Annotated in this window: 18 protein-coding genes and 1 pseudogene; 6 read left to right on the forward strand and 13 right to left on the reverse strand. The window is 51.3% G+C overall.

Features of this window, described 5'->3' with window-relative positions; genetic code table 11:
* Nucleotides 1–210: 210 nt before the first annotated feature.
* A complete protein-coding gene (locus tag JT719_RS18000; protein ID WP_207435057.1) occupies nucleotides 211–795 on the forward strand; it encodes a hypothetical protein in 585 nt (194 codons plus the stop codon).
* A gap of 164 nt (nucleotides 796–959) precedes the next feature.
* On the opposite strand, the gene JT719_RS18005 is transcribed toward JT719_RS18000, so the two are convergent.
* Both JT719_RS18005 and JT719_RS18010 read right to left on the reverse strand, forming a co-directional pair.
* Complete coding sequence (locus tag JT719_RS18005) at nucleotides 960–3,317, reverse strand: family 1 glycosylhydrolase (RefSeq protein ID WP_207435059.1); 2,358 nt, start codon at nucleotides 3,315–3,317, stop codon at nucleotides 960–962.
* A gap of 656 nt (nucleotides 3,318–3,973) precedes the next feature.
* On the reverse strand, nucleotides 3,974–5,251 hold the full coding sequence (locus JT719_RS18010) for a replication-associated recombination protein A (protein WP_207435060.1): 1,278 nt from the start codon (nucleotides 5,249–5,251) through the stop codon (nucleotides 3,974–3,976).
* Between the two features lie 234 nt (nucleotides 5,252–5,485).
* Here JT719_RS18010 and JT719_RS18015 point away from each other — a divergent pair, with 234 nt between their 5' ends.
* Entirely contained in the window at nucleotides 5,486–5,920 is a 435-nt protein-coding gene (locus tag JT719_RS18015; RefSeq protein ID WP_207435061.1) for a DUF6640 family protein, read from the forward strand.
* 224 nt (nucleotides 5,921–6,144) lie between these two features.
* On the opposite strand, the gene JT719_RS18020 is transcribed toward JT719_RS18015, so the two are convergent.
* Entirely contained in the window at nucleotides 6,145–7,548 is a 1,404-nt protein-coding gene (locus JT719_RS18020; RefSeq protein ID WP_207435062.1) for an MBL fold metallo-hydrolase, read from the reverse strand.
* 250 nt (nucleotides 7,549–7,798) lie between these two features.
* Here JT719_RS18020 and JT719_RS18025 point away from each other — a divergent pair, with 250 nt between their 5' ends.
* Together JT719_RS18025 and JT719_RS25315 are read left to right on the forward strand one after the other, a co-directional pair.
* Nucleotides 7,799–8,449, forward strand: a complete 651-nt coding sequence (locus JT719_RS18025; RefSeq protein ID WP_207435063.1) for a LolA-like protein — start codon at nucleotides 7,799–7,801, stop codon at nucleotides 8,447–8,449.
* A gap of 83 nt (nucleotides 8,450–8,532) precedes the next feature.
* Nucleotides 8,533–9,135, forward strand: coding sequence for a DUF1801 domain-containing protein (locus JT719_RS25315; RefSeq protein ID WP_242693328.1), 603 nt, complete (start codon nucleotides 8,533–8,535; stop codon nucleotides 9,133–9,135).
* On the opposite strand, the gene JT719_RS18035 is transcribed toward JT719_RS25315, so the two are convergent.
* From JT719_RS18035 to murI, 5 genes are all read right to left on the reverse strand, one after another.
* Entirely contained in the window at nucleotides 9,132–9,659 is a 528-nt protein-coding gene (locus JT719_RS18035) for a flavodoxin family protein (RefSeq protein WP_207435064.1), read from the reverse strand. The two genes, JT719_RS25315 and JT719_RS18035, sit on opposite strands and share 4 nt — an antisense overlap.
* Before the next feature lie 18 nt (nucleotides 9,660–9,677).
* A complete protein-coding gene (locus tag JT719_RS18040; protein ID WP_207435065.1) occupies nucleotides 9,678–10,313 on the reverse strand; it encodes a BTB/POZ domain-containing protein in 636 nt (211 codons plus the stop codon).
* Between the two features lie 10 nt (nucleotides 10,314–10,323).
* Nucleotides 10,324–11,505 (reverse strand): glutathionylspermidine synthase family protein, encoded by a 1,182-nt coding sequence (locus tag JT719_RS18045; protein WP_207435066.1) that lies wholly within the window; start codon nucleotides 11,503–11,505, stop codon nucleotides 10,324–10,326.
* A gap of 187 nt (nucleotides 11,506–11,692) precedes the next feature.
* Nucleotides 11,693–12,364: a Cj0371 family chemotaxis-regulating polar lipoprotein gene (locus JT719_RS18050; protein WP_207435067.1), complete on the reverse strand. Its 672-nt coding sequence runs from the start codon at nucleotides 12,362–12,364 to the stop codon at nucleotides 11,693–11,695.
* A gap of 70 nt (nucleotides 12,365–12,434) precedes the next feature.
* Entirely contained in the window at nucleotides 12,435–13,253 is an 819-nt protein-coding gene (gene murI, locus JT719_RS18055) for a glutamate racemase (RefSeq protein ID WP_207435069.1), read from the reverse strand.
* A 155-nt stretch (nucleotides 13,254–13,408) separates the two neighbouring features.
* Here murI and JT719_RS18060 point away from each other — a divergent pair, with 155 nt between their 5' ends.
* Both JT719_RS18060 and JT719_RS18065 read left to right on the forward strand, forming a co-directional pair.
* Nucleotides 13,409–13,816 (forward strand): SPW repeat protein, encoded by a 408-nt coding sequence (locus JT719_RS18060; RefSeq protein WP_207435072.1) that lies wholly within the window; start codon nucleotides 13,409–13,411, stop codon nucleotides 13,814–13,816.
* A gap of 125 nt (nucleotides 13,817–13,941) precedes the next feature.
* The gene (locus tag JT719_RS18065) at nucleotides 13,942–15,849 is read left to right on the forward strand and encodes an ABC-F family ATP-binding cassette domain-containing protein (protein WP_207435073.1); all 1,908 of its coding nucleotides are present in this window, start codon (nucleotides 13,942–13,944) and stop codon (nucleotides 15,847–15,849) included.
* Between the two features lie 95 nt (nucleotides 15,850–15,944).
* Here JT719_RS18065 and JT719_RS18070 read toward each other — a convergent pair.
* The 5 genes and pseudogenes from JT719_RS18070 to JT719_RS18090 all read right to left on the reverse strand — a co-directional run.
* A pseudogene (locus tag JT719_RS18070) lies at nucleotides 15,945–16,964 on the reverse strand (NAD(P)H-dependent flavin oxidoreductase); the annotation flags it as partial.
* Nucleotides 16,965–17,027: 63 nt separating this feature from the next.
* Nucleotides 17,028–17,708, reverse strand: coding sequence for a hypothetical protein (locus JT719_RS18075; protein WP_207435076.1), 681 nt, complete (start codon nucleotides 17,706–17,708; stop codon nucleotides 17,028–17,030).
* An 89-nt stretch (nucleotides 17,709–17,797) separates the two neighbouring features.
* The gene (locus tag JT719_RS18080) at nucleotides 17,798–19,009 is read right to left on the reverse strand and encodes a CaiB/BaiF CoA transferase family protein (protein WP_207435082.1); all 1,212 of its coding nucleotides are present in this window, start codon (nucleotides 19,007–19,009) and stop codon (nucleotides 17,798–17,800) included.
* Nucleotides 19,010–19,147: 138 nt separating this feature from the next.
* Nucleotides 19,148–20,986, reverse strand: coding sequence for a T9SS type A sorting domain-containing protein (locus JT719_RS18085; protein WP_207435084.1), 1,839 nt, complete (start codon nucleotides 20,984–20,986; stop codon nucleotides 19,148–19,150).
* Nucleotides 20,987–22,082: 1,096 nt separating this feature from the next.
* Nucleotides 22,083–24,404, reverse strand: a complete 2,322-nt coding sequence (locus tag JT719_RS18090; RefSeq protein WP_207435087.1) for a T9SS type A sorting domain-containing protein — start codon at nucleotides 24,402–24,404, stop codon at nucleotides 22,083–22,085.
* Nucleotides 24,405–24,824 lie beyond the last annotated feature (420 nt).

Below are 24,824 nucleotides of genomic sequence, written 5' to 3' on the forward strand. Positions count from 1 at the left end.
AATACTTACAATTAAACAAACTTCTTTGTCTTCTCTAACGCAGAACGGGTAGCGCACCCCAACCCGCCACATAACTTTTATTCCTGCTGCCGATTAGCACCTATTTCCTGGCTATTTTCCCATATTTACCTTTAAAACCGCGTTCTTGCTCAAAGACAAAGGTTTGCCAGAAAGATAGCCAAATGAAAAAGCTGCCGTATATAGGCTTACATGAATAAATGGATAGTATTAGCGCTCCTGGTTCTTGGTTCATTCACCGCCCCGGCGCAGCACAGGCGGAATCTTAACATTAAGTATTTTGGCCTGACGCTGCACCCCAAAGGAGATGACAACGCCGACCTGATGCCGCTGAACCCAGACGGCAAGGGCTACTTTGTGGTTAACGTAGGCGCCAGCGTGGGCTACGAGCAGTTCTTTGTACCGGATAAATTCTCCTTCAAAGCCATACAAGCCTTCTATGCCGATTGCGCCATGCGGTTTGCCGGGTTCACTCATTTTGGCGTACGGGCCGTTATTTTCAACATTGGGCGGCACTCTTTAAACGGTGGCCTGGGCCCCACCCTGGTGTACCGCCGCAATTGGTCTGAGCTGGAAGGCTATAACCTGTCTACCTCCTTTTTTGGTGGCGACCCAGACGACAAATGGCAATACCGCATGATCTGGTACGCCGGCGAATTTGAATACAACTACCAACTCTCTGACCGCGTGGACTTCTCCACCGCATTTGTGCCGGGCTATCCTAATATCATGAGCTTGTCTTTTGGGGTACGGTACTGGCTGAAAGAAAAAGAGTAACACCTTGTTCCTTTCTGTTTTCAGGTCTAATTCTGTTAAACAGGCATAAAAACACCGGGCATTTTCCGTACGCTTTACCCGGCAAAAGAAACACCCCTTCTTTTAGTGAAGGGGTGCCTCATCCGCGGGGGATATATACAAACGCTATTTTCTTGGGTACAAGCCTAGGCTGTCTTCAGCGCTATGCGGCGGGAGAGCTTCATCCGGTTGGCATAGCGCATGAGCGCGTCTTCCAAGGACGGTAGCAATTGGCCCCGCTCACTGCTTAAGGCGCTGTAGCGCGGTCTGGGTGCCTGTTGCCCTTGCAATTCATTGGCTGAAAAACCCTGGATAAGGCTTGGGTTGAGTCCTGCCAGTTCTGCTCCTTTCCGGGCGAAATCTGCCCAGGAGAGCTCGCCCTCGTTGGTCAGGTGCCAGATACCAGATTCTTCGTCTACCAGCAAATCCAGGCAGGCGTTCACCAAATCAGGCACGTAGGTGGGTGATATGATGATGTCTTCCGGCGCCAGGAAGGAATTACCTGCCAGCAGTTGCTGGAGCATTAAGGTCAGGAAGTTGGATTCGTCCCACGGCCCGAAGAAAGAACTGGTGCGTACCACCAAAGCCTTGGGGTGCATGTCCAGCACGTACTTCTCAGACAAAGCTTTGCTTTTGCCATACACGTTCAGGGGGTTCACGGCGTCACTTTCCAGGTACGGCTGCTGTTTGAGGCCATCAAACACCAGGTCAGAGGAGAAGGTCAGGTACTGGATGCCCCGCTTCTGGCAGGTGGCCGCCAGCAGCATAGCCCCGTGCGAGTTTACCAGATCGCAGGCTTCGGCATTGTCCTCGGCGTCATCCACTTTCACGTAGCCGGCCGCGTTGATCACTGCCCAGGGCTGGTAGTAGTTGATGGCCCGCTCAATAGAAAACGGATCGGTGATGTTCATCTGCTTGCGGCCTACCAACCGGTACGGGATGTGCCTGTCTCCGCACAAACGGGCAAATGCACTGCCTAACGTGCCGGTTGCCCCGGTGATGAGAATGGGACGGGTAGTGTTTTCCAGGTGGTGTACCTGTTCCTCGGTGAGGCCGGTACCGTCTGGTATGGTCTCGGTTTCATAGATGGGGTTCCAGTTCAGGCGCCAGTAGGCTTTGGTGCCCCGCCCGAATCGGCTTTCCTCGCGCCGCAGGAAAATCTGGGAGTGTTCCTCCAGGTTTTCTGGGGTGAACGGATAGAAATACCGGTCGGGCCGCTGCCACCAACCCGGCAGTTGAAAGAGTGGGTGCTCGTAGTTTTTGCCCTGGGCAAGTTGGGTCAACATCTTAGCCAGGGCGGTAGGCCTTGGTTTAGGCCCGCGCACGTCAAACACGCCCGGTTCGTAGAAGCCATCGGCACGGGTAACCAGGTTCACCCAGTCAAAAGTGCCCAGCAAAGACCAGGCAGCCACGCCCACTATGTTCACTCCGTTCTTCTTCAGCTCAGTACAGGAATCCCACACGTGCTTGAACCACTGGATCTGCTCTTCACGGGCTCCGCAGATATGCACCTCGGTCACGGAAATAGGCAGTCCGTAGCGTTCCCAGGTCTCGCGCAGCAGTACCTTGTGGCCCGAGTAGAAACCAGCCGGATCATCTGTCTTTACCCGCAGGGCCTCCACATCGGCGTACTGGTGAATACCGTTTCCGCCGTGCGACCACTCCGGAAAACCTTCCATCTTCTCATCCAAGTAGCGCTCGCTGGTAGGGTAATGGTTGATGCCAATGATATCTGGCGGGCAGGGATTATCCCGGAACCACTGCAGGTCCTCTTCCGGAATGCCGCTGTCTACAAAGTACTTCCACATGGAATCTTCCGACGACAGGTTCCCGGTAAGCAAATCCAGGCTCACCCAGCGGCGCTCGTTATCGGCGGCGGCCTGGTAAGCCAACAAAGGCGTGCTATAGGTTTTGCCCAGGTCTTCGGTCTGCACCAGTTTGGCATGGGGGATCACCTCCCTAATGGCGCGCATGGCCAGAACCGTGGCTTTGCACTGGTGCAGCAAGGTTAAACCGAAAGTGTAGCCATCGCGGCCGTGTGGGTACCAGACGCCGTACAACCCGCTGAACCGGGCGGTTGTCAAAGGTTCATTTACCGGCGTGAAGTATTCCAGCCAGGGATATCTTTCCGCCACGGCGCGAGCGTACTCGGCCACTCCCTCGGGGAATTTAGGGTCTGCCAGGTTGGTGTGGCGCGGTCCGCTGCCGTGATGCACCAGGCCAAGAATCGGGGTGATGTTATGTTCCTGCAGCAGTTTCAGCCGTCTGTCTCCCCAAGACCAGTCAGCGGTGGCAGGCCCATTGGGAGCCGTTAGTTCCCACAGCAACGGGTAGCGCATTTTACTAACGCCAATGGAGGCAAAAAGGGCGATGTCTTCTTCACGGATGGCGTGGCCATTGAGCTGCATTTGGTCCATGTACTCATCGCCCACCCGGTTCACGGTACATTCCAGACCGGCCCACACTTCGGGGTAAGCGGGGTTCAGGTTATCACTTTTCTCCATATCTGTAGTGTTAGGCTCTGAGCTCCTGACAGGTTTACTATTAGCCAATTATAAACTTGTCTTTGCCTGATGCGTGAAGGATTATGGTACAATTCCTATCTACCCACCGGGCAATCAGTCAAAGCTGGTTGTAGAATTAATAAGATTTTTTCCCAGTCTTAGATTGTAATTAAGTACTGGTTGAAAAAATTACGGGTAGGTAGAGGCATAGTTTAGAAACTGGAAGAATTCAAGTATCTACACCAAAGAAATAGTACTTATCTATAAAACACCCCGTAGTTAAGCTGAATTTGATAGGTATTTTTAACTTTTTTGATAAACTACAGGTACTCGCTGCCTGTAATCTGATTTAGAGAGACTTACTCCTTCTAAACTCAATTGAGATTAAGCTGGTTTTCCGGATTTCCGTTGAAGAGGAAAATTTCAAAGAAAGGTTAGGTACCTTAAACCAGAGCTTCTTCAGCAATTTTAGAACTATAAAAAGGAGCCTTCCCTCAGAGATTTACCTTAAACCAATGGGCAGGACACCCTCATAGGCGGGGTGTACAGGCTTAATACAATCAGGGAGGGACAAACAGAAAAATCCGTTTTATGGTCGCTTTTAGCAAACGAACCTCAAAACGGATTTCTTTAGGAACTAAATGATGATTGCTGTTCTAGTACCGGTACCACCCTTCCCACTGGTTACGCAGGTTCTTGCGCATCTCGTTCTCGCGGGCGTTGTTGCCCGGATTGAAGAACATGGTGCCTTTCAGCTCATCAGGGAGGAAGTTCTGGGGCACGAAGTTTCCTTCGTAGTCATGCGCGTATTTGTACTCCTGGCCGTACCCAATCTCCTTCATGAGCTTGGTTGGCGCATTGCGCAAGTGCAGCGGCACCGGCGGACTGCCCTGCTCCCGCACATACGCTCTGGCTGCCCTGATTGCCTTGTAAGCGGCATTGCTCTTGGGTGAAGTAGCCAGGTAAATGGCCGTTTGCGAGAGAATGATATCACACTCTGGGTACCCAATCACCTGCACCGCCTGGAAACACTCACTGGCCATGATCATGGCGGTAGGGTTGGCGTTGCCTATGTCCTCCGAGGCCATAATCAACATCCGGCGGGCGATGAACTTGGGATCTTCCCCGCCTTCAATCATGCGGGCCAGCCAGTACACCGTGGCATTAGGATCTGAGCCGCGCATGGATTTGATGAACGCCGAGATGATGTCATAATGCGCCTCACCGCCTTTGTCGTACAGGGCCAGGTTCTGCTGGGCAATCTGCTTTACCACGTCATTGGTGATAACCACTTTGCCGTTGGCCTGGCCGCTGCCGTCAATCACAATCTCCAGCAGGTTGAGCAGTTTGCGGGCATCGCCGCCCGAGATGGTGAGCAGCGCCTCGTACTCCTGCACCTCAATGTCGCGCTTTTTAAGTATCTCATCCTCCGTGAGCGCCTTCTGAACCAGGTCAATGAGTTCCTGCTTTTCCAGCGATTTAAGAATGTACACCTGGCAGCGGGACAACAGAGCGGGAATCACCTCAAAAGAAGGGTTCTCGGTGGTGGCGCCAATCAGGGTAACAATCCCTTTCTCCACGGCCCCTAACAAAGCATCCTGCTGTGATTTGTTGAACCGGTGGATCTCGTCAATGAACAAGACCGTTCCCTGCCGCTTGCGGGCGTGTTCAATCACCTCGCGCACGTCTTTCACCCCGGCATTGATGGCGCTGAGCGCTACAAACGGCACTTTCAGTTGACCGGCAATGATGTTGGCCAGGGTGGTTTTACCTACGCCCGGCGGTCCCCAGAAGATCATGGAAGGCACCATGCCGGCTTCAATGTACCGCCTGAGCACGCCTTTGGGGCCCACCAGGTGCTGCTGGCCGGCGTATTGGTCTAAGTTGTTGGGACGCATGCGCTCCGGTAGCGGAGCCTTAGTTGACTGGAACATGGTACGCTGGTTTCTGAGGAAAGCCTTCGGTTCTGCCGAGGCTGAAACAAAAGGCTAATTTACTTTCTTTCCGGCATTGTTTTCTGACTGTTTTCCTGAAACTGGGCCCAAAACACCGAAGCGCTTGGTTCCCTTCGGGAAAGTCCCGGTGTTGGTTTTAGCCCTGTTTTTCCCAACTACCGCAAAAACCTGTGCGTACGCCTTAGGAAAGAACCTTCTTAACTTCCTGATCAGATGCAAAAGACAAACGCAGGCCGGGTTATTCTCACGTCAATTGCCGGTTTCACCACGGTAGGCGGCTACCTGATGGATTGGAACAAAACGCACCTCTTCAACCCCAACTGGACGCCGCACGCCAAATTCCATGATGCCATGACCATTCTACTGGGCACCATGCTGGGAGGAAGCAGCCTGTATCTGCTCAACAGAAAGAACGGAGATCAGGATTTGCAACTGAAAGCCGGTGCCCTACTGCCTGCCTTCTTTTTTGCCGCCCAGGCGGGAAGTTTCGCCTTCCCTGGAGCCAAAGGCATGGATGCGGAATTCCCCGAAAAGATACCCTCCATCGGCAAACTCAAACTGAACGAAGGGCCCTTCTCGCTGCTGATGCTGGCCGGTTTAGGAGCAGGCTACTTTTTAGCGAGGAAAGAATACCGGCAAAGCCAGTGAGCAGTTTCAGGGCTATTCTAAACAAAACTGCCCTGAAACGCATCTCATATCAGATTTACTTTTCACATTTTCCTCGCTCGCCTCTGGCGAGTGTGAGTTATTGGGCGGCGTCTCGCCGCTAGGCACATTTTACTACATTAAACAAAATTCCCGCATAGCGGCCAGAGGCCGCCCTATTTCTCACACTCGCCAGAGGCGAGCGAGGGATCAGATAATGTTGCAGATTATGCTTTGGAACACGCAAAGGTTGTTCTGGGAAGATCAGTTTCTGCAATGGCCTTAAAGCCACCCGCTACGTCTACCAGGTTATCAAAGCCCCGCGCTTTCAGGATGGAGGCCGCCACCATGGAGCGGTAACCACCGGCGCAGTGGATGAAGACGGTTTTATCGCGGGGGATCTCAGCCAGGTACTCGTTCAGGTTGCTCAGCGGCATGTTGACGGCTCCTTCCAGGTGCTCGGCGTCGAATTCGCTGGGTTTGCGCACGTCTACTATCACACCTGAGGTTTCTTTCACACGCTGCGCAAACTCCTGGGCGGAGATTGATGCCAGGGTCTCCAATTCTTTTCCGGCAGCTTGCCAGGCTTCCATTCCGCCTTGCAGGTATCCCAAGGTGTTGTCATAGCCTACGCGGGCTAATCTGGTGACTACCTCTTCCTCGCGGGCGGCATCAGAAATGAAGACAATGGGCTGCTGGATGTCTGGAATGAGTTCACCCACCCAAGGGGCAAAGCTGCCGTCTATGCCAATGTTGATGGCATTGGGGATGTGCCCCGCGGAGAAGTCCACGGCTTTGCGGGTATCCAGCACCAAGGCACCGGTTTCGTTCACAAGGGCTTCTAATGCACCCGGGGAAAGCCCCTGCAGGCCTTGGGTCAGCACGTTTTCAATGCTGGCGTAGCCTTGCTTGTTCAACTGCACATTCAGGGGGAAATAACCCGGGGGCGGAAGTAACCCGTCGGTCACTTCTTTGATGAACTCCTCTTTGGTCATATCAGCGCGCAGGGCGTAGTTCGTTTGTTTCTGGTGCCCCAACGTGTCAAAGGTCTCTTTGCTCATGTTCTTTCCGCAGGCAGATCCGGCTCCGTGCGCAGGGTACACCAGCACCTCATCGGCCAAGGGCATGATCTTGTTCCGCAGCGAATCATAGAGCATGCCGGCCAGTTGTTCCTGGGTGAGATCAGATTTAGCGGCCAGATCAGGACGACCGACATCACCGATGAAGAGCGTATCGCCGGTGAAAATGGCGAAGTCTTTTCCGGTTTCGTCTTTGAGCAGGTAAGTGACAGATTCCAGTGTGTGACCGGGCGTGTGCAGCACCTGAAAGGTCACGTTGCCTACTGTTAGCACTTCTCCGTCTTTCGCCAGGTAAGCGGCAAAGTTGGGTTGGGCAGCGGCCCCGTACACAATCTGCGCCCCGGTGGCCTTGGCTAAATCTACGTGGCCCGAGACAAAATCGGCGTGGAAGTGGGTTTCCAGCACGTATTTGATTTGGGCCTGATCTTTTTCGGCCTTCTGCAGGTACGGTTTTATCTCGCGGAGCGGGTCAATAATGGCTGCTTCGCCGTTGCTTTCAATGTAATACGCTCCCTGCGCCAGGCAGCCGGTATAAATCTGTTCTACTTTCATAGTTTACTTTCATCTAACGCTCTGCTCACCCAAGGTCCAGCAAGAAATATGCCCATCGGGCTGGTTCTTTCCGGTTTACCAGGACGGTCTGCAGCCCGAGAGATACTCCCCATTTCAGGAATCAGAATATCTCTCTATTTTAGGCCTCCAATTTACCCAGAACCCTATGTTGTTGCACCTTCTTTGGCCACTTCTTTTATCCTGGTCCCACTTATTTGCCCCAGCGCTTTCCTTAACCGGGAAAGAGGTCTTGCAGAAGATGCACCAAAAGTACAAAGGAAAGTTTAACCCTTACTTTACCTTTGACCAAACCGCCGTGCTGTATAAATCCTCTACTGACTCCACGGTGCAGGTGTGGCACGAGGCCATTGCGTTCCCGGGTAAACTGACCATTAAGTTCGATGATTTTGCGGCTGGCAACGGGGCCATTTACGCCCAGGACAGCCAATACGTGTTCAAAGACCATACCTTGCAAAACCGCCGCCGGCGCATCCATGAGGTGCTGGTGCTGGGGTTTGACGTGTACCACCAACCCGTAGACCGCACCGTGGCGCAGTTACAGGAAGCAGGCATTGATCTTTCCAAAGTACTGGAAACTACCTGGAACAACCGGAAAGTGTACGTAGTGGGCGTCACTTCCCTGGAAGAAAAAGCCAGCCACTTCATTATTGACCGCGAGAAACTTTGGCTGCTACAATCTGTGCGGCAAGACGGGGAGCGCCAGAGCGTAGTAGACCTGAATGGCTATAAAAACGTGCAGGGCAACTGGATTGCCACCGATCTAACTTTCTTTCAGGATAACAGAAAAACCCTGCACGAGGTGTACTACAACATGAAATTCCCTAAAACACTTCCGGCAGAAATCTTTACCGTAGCCGGCTTCAAGACCTCGCGCTGGTAGTACATTTTCCGGCAGATTTCCTGAAAAGAGGTTTAAAACAGATAATTACTTTCATTGACCCTTATCCACCAACAAACAACCCAATGGCCACCGCTAAACTGACATCCGAGCAGATTGACCTGAAAATAGACACTTACTTCAGCAATGCGCCTGCCTTTGCCCAACCCATCTGCGAGAAAATCAGGACGGCCATTGCCAACGCTGATCCGGAGCTGAAAGCCACCTGGAAATGGAGCGCTACGGTGTACGAGAAAGCAGGTCCGGGTCTGGTGTGTGCGTTGGCCTATTTCAAGCAGCACGTGAACCTGGCTTTCTTTCAGGGCGCCTTGTTGGAAGACCCCCACGGTTTGCTCACAAGCAGCCAGGACGCCAAAGCCATGCGCAGCATCAAGTTCACAAAAGCAGAGGAGGTGAACGAAGACGTGTTGGCAGAATACATTAGAGCCGCCACGCAGATAAAGGCCGGCACCGTTGCCAAATCTGCTGAGCGCGATGTGATTGAAATCCCCGAAGACCTGAAACAAGCCCTGGCCGAGGGGCAGCAACTGGAGAAATTTGAGAAGCTGGCGTACACGCACCGGAAAGAATATGTGCGCTGGGTGAACGAGGCCAAACGCACAGAAACCCGGGAAAACCGCATCCAGAAAACCGTGGAGCGCGTTGCCGAGGGCAAGAAATTCAGTTAATCTTTCTGGTAGCTGTCCCTGATTTCGCGCAGGAACTCCCGGTGGTCGCCCAGGTGGTTAATATCGGTTTCCACTTCCTCGGTGGAGGCATAAAGGCTGCGGCCAAAGACCATGTCCAGGTACTTGGCCGTCAGCTTAAACGGCACCTCAAAGCCATCGGGCAGCTCAGAATCTGCGCCTACCGCCAGAAGAAACAGGCTTTTGCCTTTCAGTTTCCTGCCCAAGGGTTTGTGCACCGTCACCAGATCGGTGAGGCGGTCAAAGAATGTTTTCAGCAGGCCGCTCATGGCGTACCAATACACCGGCGTGGCCATCACCAGCACCTGGTGTTGCAGTACCTTTTCTATCACTGCCTGGAATTCGTCCTCGGGTGGGTAGTCGTTTTCGTACGAATAAGGGCTGATGGTATGATCCAGCAGATCCAGGATCTGGTGGGGCGTATCCTGGAATACCCTCTGGACAAACAGCCGGGTATCGCTTTCTCTGCGGGAGCTGGCCAGAAGGATTAAAGGATGCTGGTTCATGGGAATTAAGAATCTACTCTACTCCAGGTGCAACCATTCATAGCGGTTCTTGTTCCAGTACGCAATTCCGCCGCCACAAGCCTCGGCCAGGTGGGTGTAAATCCCCTCGCCTTTCAACGTCACGGCATGCAAGGAATCAGGGCCAATGATGTCGCCGGTTTCTTCATCTACCAAGGTGCTGGTTACAGACTCCCCTTTGGGTATTTTCTCAAATATTTCAATCCAGTCTAAATTCGTCATTCCGTCTACCTCTGAGCCGGCACCCAGAACGAAATACTCCTTGGGCAGCTTTTGGTGCAGAATCAACAAGCCTTTCTCCTCCGTTTTCAAATTCTGCACTAAAAACGCAACATCAGAAAGGGTATCGCCATTAAAATCTCCCTCCAGGAAGGCGGGTTTGGTGAACGCCGAAAACTGGTACAATGCATCAAGATCCAGGTCCTGGAATTGGGTGAGTGCCCACTTAGGCGGAGTGGCAGGTTTGCTTTCTGCCTTCTCCAAACTGGCCGGGGTTACGGCCACCGTTTGCTCCGATGCGTTTTCTGCCGTGGTTTGGTTTACGGGCTGTTTTTCCTGAATCTGCTGTTCACAGCTCCAGATCCCTGAGGTCAGCAGCACCGCAAACGAAAGCAGGCCCAAAGACTTCTTTTTCATACCTGTTGGCCTATTCTACCACGTGAGCTACAAACTGAGACAAGTTAGTGATGATGCCCCGCTCCCGCCGGAACCCAATGGCGCAACCTTCGCCCGCCCAGAAAACGCCTGCCTGGTAGCGGTAGCCTTTGGTATCCTGCGGTAACTCGGCCCAGGCCTGGTACACGTGCGGCTGGTTTCCGTACTCGCCGTGGGTGGAGGAAACGTCTGAGGTTTCCCGCACCTGGATGTTTTGCCCTTCCCGCCCGAAGAACGGTTTTTCCACTGCTTTTCCAGAAAAAGCCTCAAACTCGGTACGCAGCAACAGCGGATGGTACGGGAACTGCTGCCACAGCCAGGCCAGGAAGCCTTTGCTCTGGAAGATGAGCGAATACGCCGGGTTGGCGATAACTACCGTACGGCTGAACTGCAGGTCAATGACATCGGCGCAGAGATCTGGTTCCAGTTGCAGGAACAGCTCCCAGGGTACCAGCTTGAACAGGAACGGGAACCGGCGCCACTGCTCTGATCCTACCTGGGCCCAGATGCCGCGCTCAGCACCCAGGGTAGAAACCTGCATCTCCTCGGCGGGGCAAAGGTGGGTATCAAAACCAGCCTCGCGGGCGGCTTCGGCCAGCACCTCGCAGTTGGTGTAGTCTTCGCGGCTTTCGCCCAGGTAAACCAACAGCAAGGCGGGCTCCAGCTCGGGGTTCAGGCCTTTCCAGGTACGGAACTGCTCTACCAGGGCCTCGTACAAACCGTTAGCCTGCTGGCTCTCGTTTTTCCCGGCAGCGGCCAGGCTGGCCCACTGCACCACAGCCGTCTCGGGGATGGACGTAGCGGTATCGGCGTTGAATTCCAGCAACTTCACTCCTTCCGGGGTCTGCGCAAAATCAAACCGGCCGTAGATGTGCCAGTGGCGCTCATCGTTCCAGGAATGGCGCACGGCCCGCCACAGTTTCTCTGGGATGCCTATTTTGCGCAGGAAATCATCGGGCACATCCTCGGGCACGGCTTCCACCATCATCTGGTACAGCGTAGAGGCAGCCTCAATCAGATCATCGGCGGCATCCTGGTTCAACACCACCGCTTCGCCCGACAGGTATGTCTGGCATTCTTCTTCCACTACCCACTCCCAACCCATTTGGTGAACCATTCTGGTAACATCGCCGTGATGCGGCATCAATTTTACTGGTAGCGTTTGATCTGGCATAGAAACGTCAGGTTTGAGAGGGTTGGTAGATTGATTGGGTGAAAGGTGTTTTTCAAATGAATTTCAGAAAACAAGACCAGAAACGGCGCACCGCATGGTATGCCCCTTCTGCCGAATGGCAAAAGGGTAAGTCTTCTTTTCTATTATACTGCTTCTCAGGAAACTATCTGCTGGCCTATCAGAAAGATTAGCTTCCGAAGCCGCTACGGCCGCTGAAGCCACCTGATCTGCTGCTCCCGAAGGTACCGGAACGGCTGTTGCTTGGCCGGGAAGAACGGACGTTGCCTGAGGCGGCAGGACGGCTGTAGGTACCGGTGGCACCTCTAAAAGCCTGGGCTCCCCGGCTCCGCTCCACGGCTGTCTGCTGACGCCAGGCCTCGGTGCGCTGCATGGTGCTTGGATTGGCGTAATAAGCCGGGTTGGGTGACATCATGCGGCCCGCCATGTACCCGATACCGCTCCACATGAGCACATTCATCAGCCCGAAACCCGAACCGTTATGCGGATTGGCCTGCGTGTATTGCTGCACCTGCCGCTCCAACTCCAGGCCTTGCAGGGTATCTACCTTGCCGTTGTTATGGCGCAGAATGGCCATTACCTGTCCTGCGGGGGCTGGGCGCTCATCTGTGATTTTCCAGTTATCGGGGCTAACCTCAGTCATCTCCGTGATCACTCCCTGGCTGTAGCCGGGAGCAGAAGCACCAGCGTTCCACTCAGTGGACGTTTCGTTTTGGGCAGAGCGGTTATCTGAACAGGAAGTGAGGCCAAGACAGGCGGCGGCGCTCACCAACAAAACGTTGCGTGAGAAATCACCAATGAGGAAGTAACGCTTTTTCATGATATGAGATACGAAAGCCATTTCTGGCTTGTTTTTATAAAAGTAAGCCTAAAGCCAAACCAAAGGATTAGTCGCTGAACCATCCAGTTTCTTACTCCCAAAGCGGATAATGCTCCAGGTTTACTTTCTGGTGGAAGAAGAGCTGAGTAGAGGCCTCAAACGAAGCCGTGTAATCAGAAACATAGAAGTGGGGCGCTCCTTTTAAACGCTCCGCGGCTATCTCTAATTGCGTAAGCACTTTGCCTACGTGCCGCGCCACCAGTTCTGAGGCGTCCAGCACTTCTACCCTGCCCTGGTAAAACCTGGCAATCTGCTCTTTGATCAAGGGGTAATGGGTACAGCCTAAAATAAGCGCCTCAATGTTCTCTAACGTGGGATCTGAAAGGTAGGTCTGGATAACGCTCTCAGAAATGGTATTATTAAAGAAGCCTTCCTCAATCATGGGAGCCAGCAAAGGCGTGGCCAGAGACCTCAGTTCAATCCCCTGGTCCAGGGCATCTATCTTCTTTTTATAGACATTGGAATTAACCGTTTGCTTGGTTCCTATGAGGCCCACCGTTTTACCGGCATAGCGGTCTGCCACATGGGCCACCACCGGATCAATCACGTTCAGGACGTGCGCTTTGCTGCCTACATACTCCCGCACCAACTCATAGGCCGCCGCCGAGGCAGAATTGCATGCTATCAAAATTATTTTACAATTCTGCCTTATTAACAGATCGCATATTTTAACCGAGTACGCCTGAATGGCAGCGGTAGATTTATCGCCGTACGGCAGGTGCGCGGTATCCCCGAAATAGATTAGTTGTTCTTCCGGCAAATGCGCTTTTATGGCCTTAGCAACGGTTAAACCGCCAATTCCACTATCAAACACCCCAATGGGCCGTTCCCGTTTATCAGCCTGTCTCATCTCTCTATTAGTTCTCAGGAAGGAGACCTCAGGCACCATCCGTAAAAACACCTATATTCTTAAAATACAAAATTAAAATGCACTTTTCCGCAACATCCGCTTTTCAGGGGGCGTAAAAGACCCTACAAGTTGATACTAAAATAGGAGGAAAAAAAATGAAAGTATTATCAACCCGTGCCCACGGGATATTAGATTATCTTGCGGGTGTATTGTTAATCGCAGCTCCATTTATCTTAGGTTTTGACAGAGGTGGAGCTGAAACATGGGTACCTGTGATTGTAGGTATCGTGATCTTGCTTCAGGCTCTGATGACCAACTTTGAGGTTGGTATGTTCCGCGTGATGTCTATGAACATGCACTTGAACATGGACTATTTAATTGGTGCGTTCTTAGCCGTGTCTCCATGGATCTTCAATTTTGATGAATATGTGTATTTACCTCACTTAATTGCTGGTATTGCCCTTATTCTGGAAGCCATGATTACTCGTGTTGTGCCCGAGCACGGTGCTGCCACTCGTCAGCCCTATAACAGAGGTACCATGAACCATGGTCATACCCACTAAGGGTAACCATCACTTTGAGTTAAAGACAAAGAAAGAAGGCCGGGTACTCCCCGGCCTTTTTTTGTGCCCTCTTGTTTTTGCCAGCCCTTCTGGCATACGCCTTTCTGTTTGCGTACCTTTGCCCTATGAATTACCTTTCAGCAGATTCTATCTCCAAAAGCTTCGGCGATCGCTGGCTTTTCCAGAACCTTACCTTTGGCATTAACCGCGGGCAACGCGTGGCCCTTATTGGCGCCAACGGAGCCGGTAAAACCACCTTGTTGCAAGTACTGGCAGGCTCTATTCCGCCAGACAACGGCACCGTAAGTTTACGCCGCGGCATCAGGGTAGGGTATTTGTGGCAGCAACCGGAATTCCCGGCGGGTGCCACGGTGCAGGAGGCTATTTTCTCGGGCCAAACCGAAGTACTGGATGCCATTAGAGAATACGAAGCCTGCGTGGCAGACCCCAACACCTCAGATGCCAGAATGCAACAGGTAATGGAACGCATGGAGACCCTGCACGCCTGGGAGTATGAAGTGCGCACAAAGCAGATTCTGGGCCGATTGGACATTCAGAACCTGGATGTAAAGGTAGAGCACCTTTCTGGCGGGCAGAAAAAGCGCGTGGCCATGGCCCGCGTGCTCATTGAAGAACCAGACCTGCTCATTCTGGACGAACCTACCAACCACCTGGACCTGGAAACCATTGAATGGTTTGAAAGCCTGCTCACCACAGAGCAAACCACGCTCCTGATGGTCACGCACGACCGTTACTTCCTGGACCAGGTAGCCAACGAAATATCCGAACTGGACCGGGGCCAGATCTATACCTACAAAGGCAATTACAGCTACTACGTAGAAAAGAAAGCCGAGCGCGAGGAGGCCATGGTGGCGGAAACGGAGAAAGCCCGCAACCTTATGCGCAAGGAACTGGAATGGATGCGCCGCCAACCCAAAGCCCGGGGCACCAAGTCCAAATCCCGCATTGATGCGTTTTATGACCTCAAGGATAAGGCTACCCAGAAAGACACCCGCACCCAGCTGGAGCTATCGGTGAAAAGCACCCGCCAGGGAAACCAGATCCTGGAGATTGACCACCTGAGCAAGCGCTTCGGGGATAAAGTGGTGCTGAACGATTTCAGCTACGTGTTCCGGAAGAAAGACCGCGTTGGTATTGTGGGGCCGAACGGCGCGGGAAAGACCACCTTCCTGAACATGCTTACCGGCAAACTTGCGCCAGACAGCGGCCAAATCATTCCGGGTCAGACCACCGTTTTTGGCTACTATACCCAGAGCGAACTCACCTTCAATGATGACCAGCGGGTAATTGACGTGGTAAAAGAGGTGGCCGAGGTAGTGGAAACCGGCGATGGCGAGGTGATCACTGCCAGCCAGTTTTTGCAGCACTTCCAGTTCCCGCCGGCGCAGCAATACACCTTTGTGAGCAAACTGAGCGGCGGCGAGAAAAGACGCCTACAACTACTGCGCGTCCTGATCAAGAACCCTAACTTCCTGATCCTGGATGAGCCCACCAACGATCTGGACATCCCCACGCTCAACATCCTGGAAGATTTCCTGCTGAACTTCGGTGGCTCTTTGCTGATCGTTTCGCACGACCGGTACTTCATGGACCGACTGGTAGACCACCTGTTTGTTTTTGAAGGCGAGGGCAACCTGCGCGATTTCCCCGGAAATTACACAGATTACCGTGAGTGGGCCAAAGAACAGGAAAGCCTGAAAGCTGAGGAAGAAGCGAAGGGTTCTGTAAAACAAGCCACAGTCGCAACTGCTCCCGCTCCTACTCCAGCCACCGCCGCAACCGCAGAGGCTGGCAACAAGCGTAAGGCCTCCTTCAAGGAAAAGCAGGAATACGAGCGTCTGGAAAAAGAGATTGAAGACCTGGAAGCCGAAAAAGAAATCCTAGTGACTGAAATGAACGGCGGCACAGCCAACCACGTACGCCTGGCGGAGCTGGCTCAGCGTATCCAGGAAATAAACGATGCCGTGGAAACCAAAACCGAACGCTGGCTGGAATTGGCCGAAATCGTTTAAGCAAGGCACTCCCATAAAAAAGGTCCGTTTCTGAGCTGATTTCAAAGAATCAGCCCGGAAACGGACCTTTTCGATTATTAAGCCCTTACAAATCCTCAGTGCTTCCAGATAGTTCTGTTTCCTGAATCAGTTTCTGCACAATTTGCTCTGCGGGCAATTCGCGGGCAAGGTAGGCTGCCTGGCCTGCCCACAACGGGTATAACCGATGCGCATTTTCTGGTTTCACCTGCTCCCGCATGGGTCTTGTCAGGCTTTCCTGAACGGGGGTACGGGCAAACAGCAGCAGTATGCTCTTCCATCTTCTGGATAAACTCATTCCGGATGCCCCGGGCCCATCGACCGGTAAAAGCTCTGGTCAACACCGTAGAGGTATCGGCACTTGCCGCTACAGCGGCTTTATAACCGGGAGCACCCGCGCTTTCTGCGCAGCGGAGAAAAGCACTCCCTAATTGCACTCCCTGGGCCCCTAAAGAAAAGGTCGCTGAAATACCGGCACCATCCATAATACCACCGGCCGCGATTACCGGAATCTGCACTTGTTTTGCTATTCCTCTCACCAACGCGGCAAGACCAATCTGCGGGGGCTGCTCAGGTGTAAGAAAGGTACCACGATGTCCACCGGCTTCAATCCCTTGTGCCACCACGGCAGAAACGCCTTGCCCCTGCAGGAAAAGTGCCTCTTCCAGGCAAGTTGAAGTACCAATCGTAACGATTCCTTCATTGCTGAAAGCCTGGATCACCTCACTGCCCAACGCCCCGAATGTGAAGCTCACAACGGGTATCTTTTCCTCTAACAAAACAGGAATCTGGTCCTGGGCCAAAAAGAACTTCAGGTTTTCCAGCGAAGGCTGCTCCCATTGCATCCCGTATGCAGCGCCTATCTGCCGGAGTATCTGGTGCATCCTGGCAAATTGCCCGGGATCTACCTGGGCCGGGAGCTGGTGCGCGAACAGGTTAACCGCAAAGGGCTTTGAGGTAAGGGCTTTCACTTCCCTGATCAAGGTTCTGGTACGGTCAGGGCTTTGGCCACCCACCGGCAAGGAACCCAGCCCACCCGCGCTGGAAACTGCCGCTACCATGGCAGGCGTGGTAACGCCCAGCAGGGGGCTTGAATGATGGGGTAAGTTACTCTTAGAAGCCGGGTTAGCTCATTCTGCCATTCCATGCTGCTTTAAGCCTTAGTACACGTTTGGTTTGCGCTGGTAACTGAAGGTAAACCCTACTTTCTGTGGCGTACTTACCTGCTGCTCCTCCAATTTCTGCTTCACGGTGATTTTCCGGATTTCGTCTACGTCTGGCGCCACCAGGTCATTGTTCACCGAGGCCACCATGGCGCTTTCCACAAACAACTTCAGGGTTTTCTCCGTGATTTTGTTTTTGGCCATGTCATGGTAAGTCAAATCCAGCTGTTTCACCCCTTCCAGGTAAAAATGGTTGTCTATGTTGATGAGCACCCGGCCCAACAGGTACCCGGGATCGTTCAGGCGATTGTACTTGATGGAATCGGCCATGAAGTTGTAGGCCATGATATGCCCGAAGAAGCGTCTCCGGAAGTCTTCTTCCACGTACCGGCTTTTCATCAGTTCATGGTCTTCCGGCAGGGTGATCACGTTGGAGTGCATGACAAAAATGAGCAAATCTCCGGAGAACTTGACATGGAATTCAAACTCATTCACGCTCCGGTATTCAATCACCACGTTTTCGTCTACCTCGGTAATGCGGTTCTTCAGGTTCTTTACTAACTCAACGGAGCAGGCTCTGAGCTTCTCAAAGGTATCTTTGGTATTCCTGAAGATCTCTTGTTTAGTGGTAGACTTTTGCCGTAACCCCTCAAAGATTGACTCAATTCTATCTTCCATAATTCACTGTTTCGTAAAACATGCTTTCTGCGCCAGTGGCAGGAGATAACTTTATTAGTACCCACCCCAAGGCGTTTTGGTTATCATTTTTAAAAATTAGGCTTAAAAACCACGCCATAGGAGGCCATTTTCTCTAACTCTTCTGCTGAGGCATCGGCCCACTCCTGCAAGACCTGCCAGGTATGCACGCCCAACGCTGGTGGTGTGGTAAGTGACAGGGCCGGAAAACCGTTACCGGTAAACGCCACCTGCCGTACTCCCCTGGGCTCACCCGTTTCATCTGGCAATAACCGCGGCTGCACAAGGGGTTGGGATAGTGCCTCGGGGATATCATTCACCGCGCCAGCCGGCACATGCTGCTCAATCAAAGCATGCAGCAGATCTGCCCGAGGGTGATTCCTGATCAGGTCAGCCAGCTTTTTGTTCAGGCTCTCCCTGTGCTGTACGCGCTGGGCATTGGTGACGTATTGGGGTTGATGGGCCAGTTCCGGATGGCCTAAGATGCTGCACAAGGATCTGAACTGCCGATCATCGCCGATGGCTAGCACTATTTCTTTCTGGTCTGCGGTCTTGAACACCGTTCCGTAAGGCACAATATTGGGGTGTTCTGACCCTATGCGCTGCGGAGCCACACCAGCCACCAGATAGTTGGTAGCCTGGTTGGCCAATGAAGAAATGGCCGCCTGCAGCAAGGAAACCTCCACGTACTGACCTTTCCCGTACTTTTCCCGGGCGTACAAGGCTGCCAACAAACCTTCCTTTAACTGATGAGCCGCCATGAGATCAATCAGGGCAACCGGCATTTTAACGGGCGGGCCACCTTTCTCGCCGTTCAGGTACATAAACCCGGCCTCGGCCTGCAAGACGGCATCATACCCGGCGCGGGGCACATCGCTCCCATAGCCAGTAATCTGGCCGTAGAGCAATCTTGGGTTCACGGAGGAAAGCGCGGCATAATCCATTTTCAGTTTCTCGGCGTCGCCGGGCTTGAAACTGGCCAGCACCACATCGGCTTTCTTCACCATGCGGTACACCAGTTGCTGGACCTCCTCAGAGGATAGGTCAACGCAAACAGACTGCTTTCCCCAGTTAGCAGAGGCAAAGTACGCTGAAACGGTTTGAGTTGATTCCTCGGAGGCTAGTTTCCAGCGGCGCGTCACATCACCGGCTGTTTTCAGGTTCTCTATCTTAAGGACCCGGGCACCCATTTCGGCAAAGAACTGCCCTACGCTTGGCCCGGCCAAAACGCTTGCCAACTCAATTACCAACAAATCATGGAACAACCCTTTTTCTTCTGTCATTTGTTTTCTAGCAGTTTTCTCAAAAATGGGCAAAAAACAGAGAAATGAAAACTTGGTAGGTTTCATCATAGCCGCATAAAAAAGCAGGCAGCAACCAATGGTCGCTGCCTGCTCGGCATCCTATCAATCCATTTCTTTTTATCTAACCATGATTCTTTGGTTAGTATTGCGGCCATTAGCGGTTACTGAGATCATGTACACCCCTGCTCTCAAGCCCAGACCATTCAGGTTCATGCTAACTTCAGAGTCTGCACTGCTCAGTTCCTGGGTGTGAAGCACTCTACCATTCAAGTCTACCAGGCGAATAGTGGCATTCCCTTTTACCTGCTCCTGGAATCTGATGCTCACATTGCCGTTGGTTACCGGGTTAGGGTACACACTCACTGAGGCGGCATTGCTGGCGGTGGCACTGTGGTTCACCGCAATCACTTTAGAGTACTCAGAAGTGTTATCAGTGTCAACTTGTTTCAGGCGGTAGTACACGGTTCCGGCGGCTGCAGTGCGGTCTGTGTAAGCGTAGTCGATCAGGGCAGAAGAGTTACCGGCTCCTTTCACTTCCCCTACTTTGGCAAAGGCCTTACCGTTGGTGCTGCGCTCAATCTCAAAGCGGTCGTTGTTGATTTCTGAGGCAGTACTCCAGGTCAGTTCCACGGCTCCGTTACGGGACACTCCGTCAAACCTGGTCAATGTTACCGGTAGCGGGTTACCAGGACCACACTCAGTCACTACTACAGACTCCTGGGCGGTAGTGGTGCCACAATCATTAGTGGCGGTTACACTGATAGCAGCAGCTTGCCCCAGTTGATCTTCCTCAAACACGGCCACCACGGTTACGTATCCAGGGCCCTCATCCAGTACCAGGAGTCCTTCTGGCAGTTGGAAAGTGTAGGTAACACCCTCCTGCAATTGCGCCACTCTGAAGGTTGTTGGCTCGTCTGCCAGGTTGCAGACGGTATCTGGGGCTACCAGGGCAACTACTGGCTTGTCGCAAGGCCCTTCCTGGCAATCTACCACTTCCGCCGGGATGCACACTGTTTCAGCACCACAGTTGTTCTCGTTCACGGCTACCACAGTTACAAACAGCGGACCTGGTTTTGTACCGGCTACCACTTTGAAATCAATGTAGTCATTGCCTTTGGCCACTTCCTGGAATTCATCTGGCAGGAAGAAGGCATATTTGATATTTGGTTTAGGGTTCTTGATGGAGTACCGGTAGGTCTGACCACCTGTGGTACAAATCTCATCTGGGGTAGCTACCTCGTCTTCATCAAAGTTTGGAGGTGTACAACCATCCTGCTCTTGGATTACTTCTACGTATGCGTATCCAAGACCGCAGTATCTGAATTCTCTGTCGGCTTTGGTTTTTACGTGCAGCTCAACAAAACCTTCCTGAGATCCGGCAATCACGATCAACTGACTGGTTCCTTGTCCGGAGTAGATGGTCCAGCCTGCTGGAACTTCCCAGTTGTACACATATTCTCTTTTATCACGGCCCTGGTTGGCATGCGCATTGAAGATCATGATGTCTTTAGGCTCATACACTTCTTCATTGCCGCCATCTCCGTTTACCGTAGTAATAGTGACAGGAATTTCATCACCAATGTAAGTAGCCATACTCACTACCTTGGTTCCGCAATCTGCCACATTCACACTGGCCGATACAGTACCAGACACATCTCCTACTCTCACTTCTACCACATTGGTATTCTGGCCAGACAAAATTTGCCAGTTGGAGGGTTTTCCATCTGACCCAACAGTAGGCACCTGCCAGGTAATGTCGCTGTAGTCCATGTCTTGCTGGATGGCAAACTTCACAATTTCACCGGCGCACAGATCTGGGCTACCGCTGATCACCGGAAGTGGAGTAGAACATTCAGCTAAGGCAGATACTGATTTTGAATCTGAAATTTTATCAAGTGCGAACGTTACTTCCCCAGATTTACCGCCCGCTTTTACATTTACTTTCAGACTTTTCATGGAAGCAAACTCTGCTTCACTTATCTCATATGTAAATGTCTCTTCATTAACTTTCTTTTTACTTTTTTCTTTATTTCCCCCTATTCCAACAAACTCCACTGCATGGAAAGGCTTTTTCACGGCAGCTTCTACGGTATATTTCTTATCGCGGGAGTTAAAGTACCTGACTGGGGAAAGGGCTCCTGCTTTAGCAGGAAGCTCAAAGTAAACTGCTTCAATGTTAGGAGCACAGATTGATTTGACATCAAAGCTAAGGCTTACAGTACCTTTAGCTTTGCTTTTAGCCCCGAAGAACTCAACTTCAAAGCAACCGTCTGCAGTTGCTATTTTATTTTTATTCTTGTTTTGAGCTTGCACTATTTGTGAGAAACTCAAAAGTATAAGCACAAGGGTGACACCCCATGAAAGTATAGGTCTTTTCATGATGACAGGATTATTTAGGCAGATTTGGATTGAAATAAGATGCAACTATCCTGTAATGGAGAATACAGGCCGGGAGGGAGTGAGATGAAGTGGGATGAACTACAAAGCGATTGTGGTAATCTTATTATCCCGACTGTAAGAGAAGAGTTAGTATAATTCTTGTCATATGATACTGGTTATTTGCTGTTTACAACCTTAGTAAGTTCCTTTTTCTTACTATACTTTATTTAACGACAGCAATTTTGGCCGGTTTCACATAAATTGCACTTTCAAAATACAACACAAGAACAATCTTGTTTTAATACCATACTTCTCACATAATTCTTGGTTTTCTTCGGCCTGAGTCCATCTTTTTCTTAGATAAGGCTTTCAGAATATATAATTCATCTAATAATCCGCTTCTCAGACTTAGGCCACCTATCAGGTGTTTGTCTATTCTATACGTTCAATTCTAAAGCGTAGAACTGTTTCATTCTGCAGGAGTTGAGATCAACAAGATTTACCACTCCTGTTTCCTGGGAGTTGAAGACTAACCTGGTTACCGGCTTACCCGAAGCACCTAAACAACCAAGGCTCTTAACCAACATTTTATATACTTCAGGTTTTATATAAAAGGAAACAGGGAGCACCAATCTGGTGCCCCCTGTCATCCTCCTATCAATCCAACTCTTTTTTATCTTACCATTACCCGCTGGGTAGTGTTTTGTCCGTTTGCAGATACTGAGATCATGTACACCCCTGCTCTCAGACCCAGACCGTTCAGGTTCATGCTTACTTCAGAGTTCACGCTGCTCAAATCCTGTGCATGTAGCACTCTTCCGCTCATGTCAACCAGCTTAATGGTTGCCGGACCTTCTATTTGTTTCTGGAAGCGAATTGTCACGTTTCCATCTGTCACCGGGTTAGGGTACACACTCATGGCTGCCGCGTTACTGCTGGCGGCGGCACTGTGGTTCACCGCGATCACTTTAGAGTACTCAGAAGTGTTATCGGTGTCAACTTGTTTCAGGCGGTAGTACACGGTTCCTGATACTGCGGTGCGGTCTGTGTAAGCGTAGTCAATCAGGGCAGAAGAGTTACCGGCTCCTTTCACTTCTCCTACTTTGGTAAAGGTCTTACCGTTAGCGCTGCGCTCAATCTCAAAGCGGTCGTTGTTGATTTCTGAGGCAGTACTCCAGGCTAACTCTACAGAACCGTTGCGTGACGCGCCTTCAAATCTGGTCAATGTTACCGGAAGCGGGTTACCTGGTCCACAGTCAGCTACTACTACTCTGGCTTCGGCACTTTGGCTTCCGCAATTATTAGAAGCAGTTACTCTGATGGTTTGTGGCTGGCCAAGTTGCTCTTCCTCAAACACTGCTACCACGGTCACGTATCCAGGGCCTTCTTCCAGTACTATGAAACTCTCTGGTACGTCAAAGGTGTACGTCACTCCTTCCTGCATATTCTCTACTCTAAAGGTGGTAGGCTCATCGGCCAGGTTACACACGGTGTCAGGAGCAATCAGTCTTACGGTTGGCAATTCACAAGGACCAGTTGGGCAATCTTCCACTTTAACTGGCAGGCAAACCGCCTCGGCACCGCAATTGTTTCCATTTACCGCTACCACTGTCACATACAGGGTTGAATCTGGTTTCGCGTTGTTCACTTTGATGTTCACGTAGCCATAGCCTTGAGAAACAATCTGGAACTCTTCTGGCAGGAAGAACTGATATTTCACTCTTCCGGATGGATCTGGCTTTCTCACCGCGAATTTGTAGACCTTATCGCTGGCATCACAAACAACAGATGGCGCGTCTACATTCAGGTCAGGCTTAGCGCATGGGCTGCAGTTTGGTTTTTGAGTCACCGGCAAGGTGGCTTCACCTGCTTCGCATAGGGCTTTGTTCTTTTTAGGATTGCTGGCAACTACCACAGATACGTTTCCGGTTGCTGATCCTGCTTTTACAATCATTGTGCTGGTGCCTTGTCCTGATACAATGGTCCAGCCGGTTGGTACAGCCCAGGCGAAGTCATACGATTTGTTATTGCCGTTTCCGTTGTTTTTACCGTTTCCGTTTCCGTTGTTTTTTCCAACTTTCGCCTTGAAAACAAGTACATCTCCGGCGCAGAACTTAGAATCTCCTTCAATAGATACCGCAAGGTCTTTTCCTGGTTTCACCGGCAGTGTTGCTACTTTGGTGCCGCACACCGGATCATTCACTTTCACTTTCATGGTACCGCTTTTCTGACCCACCAATACGGTTACACAGTTTGTACCTTGTCCTGATAAAATCACCCAGCCTACTGGCGGCTCACCTGCTTGTGCTCTTGGTACATCCCACTCAAAGGAAGTGTAGTTGCGGTCATTAGAAATGCAGTAGGTCTCTACTGAACCAGGGCAAGGATTGGCGTTTCCTGAGATTGGTCTTGGCTGGGAATCACTGCAGTTAGAACCGCCATTATTTCCGCCACCGTTGTTGCCTCCGCCGTTGTTTCCTCCACCATTGTTACCACCGCCGTTGTCATTGTCGTTTCCTCCGCCGTTGTTTCCGCCGTCTGTAGTGCCACAGGCTTTAGGATCAAAAGACACCATTCCTACCGTGGTAGAAGCTTTGGCTTCTGCTCTGAGGGTGGTCATTCTATTAAAATCAGCCTCTGTGATAGTGTAGGAAAACTCTGCAGTTTTGCCGTTTTTGTAGCCAGACCCGGTATTGAACTTAATGGAGTAGAACGGATTGTTGGTGCCGTTCTCGTACCCAGACGGGCCAGTAGCAGAGATAGCCTTGGCGCCGCTTGGCAACTCAAAGGAAGCATGGCTCAGGTCTCGGTTGCAGTTTACCTTGATGGCGAAGGCAAGAGTAACTGTACCATTGCCGTTACGGGTTACGCCTTTGAAGTTGAAATCAAAGCACTCATCTGACTTAGTACCAGCACATTGCGCCTGTGCCTGACTTATGAATGCGAAAAGTATGAGCATAAGGGTGCCAGCCCATGAAAGTACAGATTTTTTCATGATAGGATTATTTTAAGGTAATTGGATTGAGTTTGGGCGTATTTTGCCCGGGTCCCCGCACGCAGGGATTAGGTTTGGAAGAAGAATGTAAGCTTGGTAATTAGCTTATTTAGCGCTTTGGCTAAACTTTCTCAAGGAAGACAGGTAGTATAGTTAGCTTCATAGTTTCTTATCTTGTTTTCAGTTCAACAACTTAGTTAATTTCAATTTCTGTTTCTATAGGCTTTAACGAGGCACCTACTTTGCGGTTTCACGCAATTGTATTTTAGAAAAAAGTTACAAACATATTCCTTTATAAATACAATAAACAAGCTTGTTTTTGTATCAAATCTGCGTTTATATAGCTTTTACTATCAATTTAGCCGTTTTACTATATTGCATTTTTACTACTACATTCAATCTAATATTCTATCAAAGATT

This window comes from Sabulibacter ruber (genome assembly GCF_017355955.1).
Classification (GTDB): Bacteria; Bacteroidota; Bacteroidia; order Cytophagales; family Hymenobacteraceae; genus Nibribacter; species Nibribacter ruber_A.

Bases quoted from the DNA above. Each gene is read 5' to 3' on its own strand.
- JT719_RS18000 (WP_207435057.1), top strand. From the start codon at position 211: ATGAATAAATGGATAGTATTAGCGCTCCTGGTTCTTGGTTCATTCACC.
- JT719_RS18005 (WP_207435059.1), bottom strand. From the start codon at position 3,317: ATGGAGAAAAGTGATAACCTGAACCCCGCTTACCCCGAAGTGTGGGCC.
- JT719_RS18010 (WP_207435060.1), bottom strand. From the start codon at position 5,251: ATGTTCCAGTCAACTAAGGCTCCGCTACCGGAGCGCATGCGTCCCAAC.
- JT719_RS18015 (WP_207435061.1), top strand. From the start codon at position 5,486: ATGCAAAAGACAAACGCAGGCCGGGTTATTCTCACGTCAATTGCCGGT.
- JT719_RS18020 (WP_207435062.1), bottom strand. From the start codon at position 7,548: ATGAAAGTAGAACAGATTTATACCGGCTGCCTGGCGCAGGGAGCGTAT.
- JT719_RS25315 (WP_242693328.1), top strand. From the start codon at position 8,533: ATGGCCACCGCTAAACTGACATCCGAGCAGATTGACCTGAAAATAGAC.
- JT719_RS18035 (WP_207435064.1), bottom strand. From the start codon at position 9,659: ATGAACCAGCATCCTTTAATCCTTCTGGCCAGCTCCCGCAGAGAAAGC.
- JT719_RS18040 (WP_207435065.1), bottom strand. From the start codon at position 10,313: ATGAAAAAGAAGTCTTTGGGCCTGCTTTCGTTTGCGGTGCTGCTGACC.
- JT719_RS18045 (WP_207435066.1), bottom strand. From the start codon at position 11,505: ATGCCAGATCAAACGCTACCAGTAAAATTGATGCCGCATCACGGCGAT.
- JT719_RS18050 (WP_207435067.1), bottom strand. From the start codon at position 12,364: ATGGCTTTCGTATCTCATATCATGAAAAAGCGTTACTTCCTCATTGGT.
- murI (WP_207435069.1), bottom strand. From the start codon at position 13,253: ATGAGACAGGCTGATAAACGGGAACGGCCCATTGGGGTGTTTGATAGT.
- JT719_RS18060 (WP_207435072.1), top strand. From the start codon at position 13,409: ATGAAAGTATTATCAACCCGTGCCCACGGGATATTAGATTATCTTGCG.
- JT719_RS18065 (WP_207435073.1), top strand. From the start codon at position 13,942: ATGAATTACCTTTCAGCAGATTCTATCTCCAAAAGCTTCGGCGATCGC.
- JT719_RS18075 (WP_207435076.1), bottom strand. From the start codon at position 17,708: ATGGAAGATAGAATTGAGTCAATCTTTGAGGGGTTACGGCAAAAGTCT.
- JT719_RS18080 (WP_207435082.1), bottom strand. From the start codon at position 19,009: ATGACAGAAGAAAAAGGGTTGTTCCATGATTTGTTGGTAATTGAGTTG.
- JT719_RS18085 (WP_207435084.1), bottom strand. From the start codon at position 20,986: ATGAAAAGTCTGAAAGTAAATGTAAAAGCGGGCGGTAAATCTGGGGAA.
- JT719_RS18090 (WP_207435087.1), bottom strand. From the start codon at position 24,404: ATGAAAAAATCTGTACTTTCATGGGCTGGCACCCTTATGCTCATACTT.